General features: G+C 61.8%; 8 protein-coding genes. 2 read left to right on the plus strand and 6 right to left on the minus strand.

Translation table 11 applies throughout. The annotated features are described in order from the left end of the window. The coding region (locus AADA04_RS04920; protein WP_340692128.1) for a cytochrome c family protein at positions 1 to 399 on the plus strand (399 nt) is incomplete at its 5' end. 9 nt (positions 400 to 408) lie between these two features. Here the strand turns inward: AADA04_RS04920 and AADA04_RS04925 are convergent. The 4 genes from AADA04_RS04925 to AADA04_RS04940 all read right to left on the minus strand — a co-directional run bounded on the left by AADA04_RS04925 (position 409) and on the right by AADA04_RS04940 (position 3,787). Then, a complete protein-coding gene (locus AADA04_RS04925) occupies positions 409 to 1,101 on the minus strand; it encodes a hypothetical protein (protein WP_340692129.1) in 693 nt (230 codons plus the stop codon). Positions 1,102 to 1,190: 89 nt separating this feature from the next. Continuing rightward, positions 1,191 to 1,685 carry a MarR family transcriptional regulator gene (locus AADA04_RS04930; protein WP_340692130.1) on the minus strand — a complete coding sequence of 165 codons (495 nt, stop codon included), beginning with the start codon at positions 1,683 to 1,685 and terminating at the stop codon, positions 1,191 to 1,193. 257 nt (positions 1,686 to 1,942) lie between these two features. Further along, entirely contained in the window at positions 1,943 to 2,653 is a 711-nt protein-coding gene (locus AADA04_RS04935; RefSeq protein ID WP_340692131.1) for a DUF805 domain-containing protein, read from the minus strand. Between the two features lie 72 nt (positions 2,654 to 2,725). Then, entirely contained in the window at positions 2,726 to 3,787 is a 1,062-nt protein-coding gene (locus AADA04_RS04940) for an enoyl-CoA hydratase/isomerase family protein (RefSeq protein ID WP_340692132.1), read from the minus strand. Between the two features lie 133 nt (positions 3,788 to 3,920). On the opposite strand from AADA04_RS04940, the gene AADA04_RS04945 reads away from it, so the two are divergent. Further along, positions 3,921 to 4,175 carry a PilZ domain-containing protein gene (locus AADA04_RS04945; protein WP_340692133.1) on the plus strand — a complete coding sequence of 85 codons (255 nt, stop codon included), beginning with the start codon at positions 3,921 to 3,923 and terminating at the stop codon, positions 4,173 to 4,175. 11 nt (positions 4,176 to 4,186) lie between these two features. On the opposite strand, the gene AADA04_RS04950 is transcribed toward AADA04_RS04945, so the two are convergent. Together AADA04_RS04950 and AADA04_RS04955 are read right to left on the minus strand one after the other, a co-directional pair. Beyond that, positions 4,187 to 5,026 carry a TauD/TfdA family dioxygenase gene (locus AADA04_RS04950; RefSeq protein WP_340692134.1) on the minus strand — a complete coding sequence of 280 codons (840 nt, stop codon included), beginning with the start codon at positions 5,024 to 5,026 and terminating at the stop codon, positions 4,187 to 4,189. Between the two features lie 48 nt (positions 5,027 to 5,074). Continuing rightward, the coding region (locus AADA04_RS04955) for a hypothetical protein (protein ID WP_340692135.1) at positions 5,075 to 5,700 on the minus strand (626 nt) is incomplete at its 5' end.

Consider the following 5,700-nt stretch of genomic DNA (forward strand, 5'->3'; position numbering starts at 1 on the left):
CCCGCCGCCGCACCGGCCCCCGGCGAGCCGAGCCCGGAATTCGCCGCACTGCCCGCGCCCTACAACACGGCCGATTATGCCCGCGGCAAGCGCACGTTCAAACTCTGCCAGTCCTGCCACCTGACGGCAGAAGGTGCCGGCAACCTTGTCGGTCCCAACCTGCATGGCCTGTTCGGTCGCGAAGCCGGATCGCTTGAAGGCTTTGCCTACTCGGACGCGCTCGAGGATGCTGATTTCATCTGGGAACCCGTCCATCTCGACGAATGGCTGACCAATCCGCGCGCCTTCCTGCCCGGCAACCGCATGAGCTTCGCGGGCGTCCGCAAGCCGGAAGACCGGCTGGGCCTGATTGCCTACCTGATGGTGGAAACCGGCTACACGGCGCCGCCGGCAGAATAGGCGTCCGCCCTAGCGCCGGGTGGTCAGGGCGATGAGGTAGGCGTTTTCCTCATACGCCCCGCCGAATTCCTCGCGGTATCCGACCGATACGTCGACATGGCCGAAATGATAACCGACCTGGCTCTCGAACTTGTTCGAGTCAGCGCTGTCATTGCTGCGTTCGAGCCAGACTTGCTGGGTTACGAAGATCCGGTCCGAAATGTCCGCGCCATAGCCGAATTCGGCCCGGTGCCGCACGCAGCCGTCCTGATGGCTGATCATCGCGAAATCGCTGAACAGATAGAATCCCAGCGACTTGCGCACGCCTGAGTAACCGCCGCTCAGCCGTGCCTCGCCGCCCCATTCATCGCAACCGAACGTGCCGGCAATCGCGCTGCCATAGACGGCCGCCGCTTCCGCCCCGAAGGTGAAACCCTTGTGTGACCACAGCTGGCGGCGCAGCGACACGCGATAGGACTGCCGGTCGATGTCGCCGATACTGTCTTCGTAGGCGACCGCCTCGGTCTTGCCGGTCAGCGTCCAGCGATCCGTCAGCCCGTATTCGCCATAGACATCGGCCCGGGTGCCGTCGAGACCGTCGAGGGTTTCAGTCGAGACGAGCCCGCGCAGGTAAAAGCCGCCATCGTCACGGGTCCATGGCCCCGCCTCAGCAGGACCGCAGGCGTACGCCGCCCCCAAAGCCACCAGCCACAACCTCTTCATGCCGACAATATATAACCAAAGTTGAAATACAAAAAACCCCCGCCACGAGGACGGGGGCAATTGTGATCCGCAAGGATTGCGGTATCCGCTTAGAGGCGGAAGCGGATCTGGTCGGACCAGAAGCGCTCAAGGCGCGAAATGGTCTTGTTCAGTTGCGACAGGTCGTCATGACGCACGCTGGCAGTTGGTTCCAGCGCCGTGGCCTGCTTCTCGAACAGGTTCGCCACGCGGTCACGCACCTTCAGGCCACGTTCGGTCAGGCGAAGCGTCACCGTGCGCTTGTCGTCTTCGGAACGCGTCTGGATCAGGTAGCCGCCTTCCTGGAGTTTCTTGACATTGTACGACAGGCTGGTGCCGGCAAAGGCGCCACGGGCCCGCAGGACAGAAGCAGGCGCTTCGTCATCACCGATCTCGTAGATCAGCAGGGCCTGGACGCCGGTCAGCGACCGTTCACCACCGCGCTCGAGGTCGTCCTTGACGACATCGTGCAGACGACGGTGCGCCTGTTCAAGAAGGGACAAAGACTTGAGAAAAGACTCGCCAACGGAAAGGGTCGCAGTTTCCTGCATATCGGAGATCATCATTACTTCCACCATCACTCAACTATTGTTGTAGTTTGAGTAGATTTACGCGATCAATCCTAATTATTTGATAATCATACCCTCTTCCCAAGTGTTGATTGTTAACAAATGGACTAATTCATTAACCGTTACTGACTCGAAACGTGTTTTTGGGCTAAATCGCGCTGAAATATGCCTGAAACACGAATTATGGCCGCCGCGCAGATGAAGTCGGCCATCAATTCATGATGAATACTTGGTAAATAGGGAATATGGCCGACCTAGGCGAAAGTATCGGCAGTCGTGGCGCCCATATACTTGGGGCTCGGCCCATGCTTGTTCGTCTCCGGCTTACTGTCCAGGATCATGAAGACCAGCAGGATCAGGCCGCCGATATATGGAATGAAGCTGATCAGGTACATCCAGCCACTCAGGTCCCGATCATGCAGCCGCCGAATGGTGATCGAAAGCGATGGCAGGATATTGTAAAGCACGAACACGATGAACAGGATCGGCAGGATGATCGGGTCGCCGTACTCGTCAGTGCCATAGAATGCGAGACTGAGCATCACATCGACGAGCAGCGCGGCAACATAGAAGATCGTCGCAAACAGGACATAGCCCCAGTATTCAGCGCGTCGCGCGCGGCCATGGAACTGGGCAAAGTTCTTGGTCAATGCTCGCGTGAAATAGGTCCACAATCCATCGCTTTTCAACGGCACAGCGGTGGCATACGCGGCCGCAGGCATGGCAGGTTGCGCGCCCGCGTAGGCTGGCGGGGTGGCAGCAGGGTGCGCCGGGGCAGCTGCCGCGCCCAATGCATAGATGTCGCGCGCCTCTTCGCCCATGCTGATGAAATCAACCGTCTGGCCGGCGTGCAGAACCGCATCGTTGCGAACCTGCAACTGCGTGAACTGGTAGCGTTGGCCATCCTCGCCCAGGATCAGGCCCGCGCCATCCAGATTGTCAGATTTCAGAACTTCACCGCGCATTGCCTGTCTCCATCAGCCGCCCAAGTGCTTCTCGCCGACAAACAAACGGATTGTCCACCCCGAAACCGGAGATCAGTCGAATTCGAGTTCATCCGGCCCGAGCGGTTCGAAATAGCGGGCGACGTCCTCGTCGCTGACATCTTCAAGGCGCCCAGGCGACCAGACAGGTGCATTGTCCTTGTCCACGATCACCGCCCGGACGCCCTCCAGGAAGTCATGGCTCTGCACCTTCCGCCAGCCGATGCGATACTCCATTCGCATATTGTCCCTGAAGTCCGTCAGGCCTCCGCCCTCGCGCAACTGGCGCAGGGCCACTTTCACTGTCTCGGGCGACTTGGTGCGCAGCACGGCGACCTGCTCCATGGCCCAGTCACTGCCATCTGCCTCAAGTGCCGCCACGATCGCTTCGGCGCTGTCTAGCGCGAAGCAGCGATCGATCACCTCACGGTGCGGTTCGAAACTCCCCGCCGGCACGGCATGGGTCAGTCGGCGCAATATCTCGTTCAGCAGGCCCGCCGCATCGACCGAGAAGTCAGCCCCCTCGAGCTGCTTCTTCAGGTTCGAGACCAGTTCGGACGGCACGAAATGCGTCGCCACGCGCGCCGCCGCCACATCTGCGCCCTTCAGGCGGGCGCCGGTCAGCGCCAGCCATGTGCCCAGCGCCCCGGCAAGGCGTGGCAGGAACCAGCCCCCGCCGACATCCGGGAACAGGCCGATCCCCGTCTCCGGCATCGCAAACACCGTCCGCTCGGTCGCCACCCGGTGCGACCCGTGCACAGACAGGCCCACGCCGCCGCCCATGGTCACCCCGTCCATCACGGCCAGGACAGGCTTGGGGAACGCCTTCAGCGCGGCGTTCATCCGGTATTCGACATTGAAGAAGGCCCGCGCCTCGCTGGCATCGCCCGCGCCGCTTTCCGCCAGCATGCGAATATCGCCGCCCGCGCAGAAGCCGCGTGTGCCCTCCTCATGCTCGACCATGACGAGATAGACGGTCGGATCGCCCGCCCAGCGCTCCAGCGCCGACAGGATGGTCTCGCACATCGGCGCATTCAGGGCATGCAGGGCCGATGGCCGGGTCAGGGTAATACGTCCCAGTCCCTTGTGAACATTGATCCGGACATCTTCAGCCATGCGGGTTTCCTTTGTCAGTCATTGTCTGAATGCTTCAAAACTCGCCTTAACATAGGGCGGTCTGTTTACCAGTTTCTGTCACATATACCTCTGGGTGCGCCAAACCATGCCGTCGCGTCCGAGAGGAAGTAAAATGAATACGACGATGAATCGCAGGGGCCGCCGGACTAATCTGACACAATCAGGCATGATCCGGCTCGGTTTTTTCAAGCGCCTGCCATGCGAAATCCGGGACGTGTCGCCGGGTGGCGCACGCATCATCACTCCCGCGGGAGTCGACCTGCCCGAAGAGTTCGTGATGCACATACCGAACTGCAAGAAGCCGCGCACCTGTATCCGCCGCTGGCAGAGCGGCTCCGAAACCGGAGTCGAATTCAAGTTCGACTAGGCGCTCCGCGCTCAGTGTAGTGCGCACCCGTCCAGCGTGATGCGGTGCATGATGCGGCGCTGGCCGTGATAATCGTTGAGCGCCCAGTGCCAGGTTGACCTATTGTCCCAGAACGCCACCGATCCCGGCTTCCAGCTGAACCGATAGGCGTGCTCCTTCTTCATCGCATGCGCGAACAGCCGCTCCAGTAATTCGGCCCCCTGCTCTTTCGACTTGCCCGCAATCCCGACCGTGAAGCCCGGATTCACGTAGAGCGCCTTCTTGCCACTCAGCGGATGCGTGATCACCACCGGATGGACAACATCCTCCAGCACGTCTGCCGCTGCCGCATTGCCGATCCGTCCGCCACCGGCATCGGTCGTGTTGTAATAGGTCTGCTCCTGCGACCCAAAAATATGCTTCGCGGAATGGACCGCGCTCAGGCCGTCGATCTCCGCCTTGGTCGCATCGTCCAGCGTGTCATAGGCGCGATACATGCTGGCAAAGAACGTGTCCCCGCCCGTCTCGGGCAGGACACGCGCGACCAGCACCGACCCCATCGCCGGTTCCACATCATAGGAATGGTCGGTGTGCCAGCCGCCGCCGATATTGTCCTTCTGGTCGGCCTCCTTGGCCACCATGGCAATTTCCGGATGATCGGGATGGGCAGCAAAGAAGCGGTTGATATTGATCGGCGCGAACCGTTCGCCAAAGGCGATATGGTCGTCCTCGTTGAGATCCTGGTCGCGGAAGAAGACCACGCCATGCGCGGCATAAGCCTGCTTGATCGCGGCCAGTTCTGAGTCAGTCACCTGCCGCAGGTCCACGTCTGTTATCTCTGCGCCTACACCGGGCATTGCCTCGATCCGCATCGTCTCACTCCCTGTCGCGCCGGCTTCAGCCGGTCTCGTGAGGTCACTCTAGCGCAGAAGTCCCGTGTCGCAATGCCAGCAAGCCTCACCCAGGTCCGACCCGATCGGGCTGCCGGGCGGCACATCCACACCCGGCGCCACCGGGGCAGCTGGCATGGCAGCGCGGGAGAGATGCGCCGTGATCTTTCGCGTGATGTCCGCTCGGGTCGCCATGTCGACGGTATTGGCACGCCGCCCCTGTTTGGCGATCCGTTGGCTCAGCTGCGCCAGATAGGCATCGGTCCGCGCGATTGTTTCCGGCGTCGCGCTGGCGTCCGACGCGAGATCGATCAGCATCGACGCGTATCGTACCTGCTCCCGGCGCAGGATACCCGCCTGACGCGACGTGGCAGGCGAGGCGAACACCACGCGCTCGACGCCGCCCAGGACATCTTCAAATGCCAGCGCCTCCGTGTCGCGGCGTTGGGTCTCGATCAGGCGCGCGACACGCGCCGGCTGCAGCAGCGCGCCCAGCGTCTGCGACACCGCCGCGTCGGCCGCCGCCATCAGGTCGAACATCGCCCCGGTCGTGCCCGGGAAATATTCTGCGCCCGCCCCGCCCACGCCAAAGGAGTCGAGCGGCGTGTTGAGCAGGTTCAGCGTGTCATCGGGCAGGTCCAGCGCCGCCGGATCGA

The sequence above is a fragment of the Hyphomonas sp. genome (assembly GCF_037969335.1).
Classification (GTDB): Bacteria; Pseudomonadota; Alphaproteobacteria; order Caulobacterales; family Hyphomonadaceae; genus Hyphomonas.

Coding starts and splice junctions, on each gene's coding strand:
- AADA04_RS04930 (WP_340692130.1), bottom strand. CDS start 1,685: ATGATGATCTCCGATATGCAGGAAACTGCGACCCTTTCCGTTGGCGAG.
- AADA04_RS04935 (WP_340692131.1), bottom strand. CDS start 2,653: ATGCGCGGTGAAGTTCTGAAATCTGACAATCTGGATGGCGCGGGCCTG.
- AADA04_RS04940 (WP_340692132.1), bottom strand. CDS start 3,787: ATGGCTGAAGATGTCCGGATCAATGTTCACAAGGGACTGGGACGTATT.
- AADA04_RS04925 (WP_340692129.1), bottom strand. CDS start 1,101: ATGAAGAGGTTGTGGCTGGTGGCTTTGGGGGCGGCGTACGCCTGCGGT.
- AADA04_RS04945 (WP_340692133.1), top strand. CDS start 3,921: ATGAATACGACGATGAATCGCAGGGGCCGCCGGACTAATCTGACACAA.
- AADA04_RS04950 (WP_340692134.1), bottom strand. CDS start 5,026: ATGCGGATCGAGGCAATGCCCGGTGTAGGCGCAGAGATAACAGACGTG.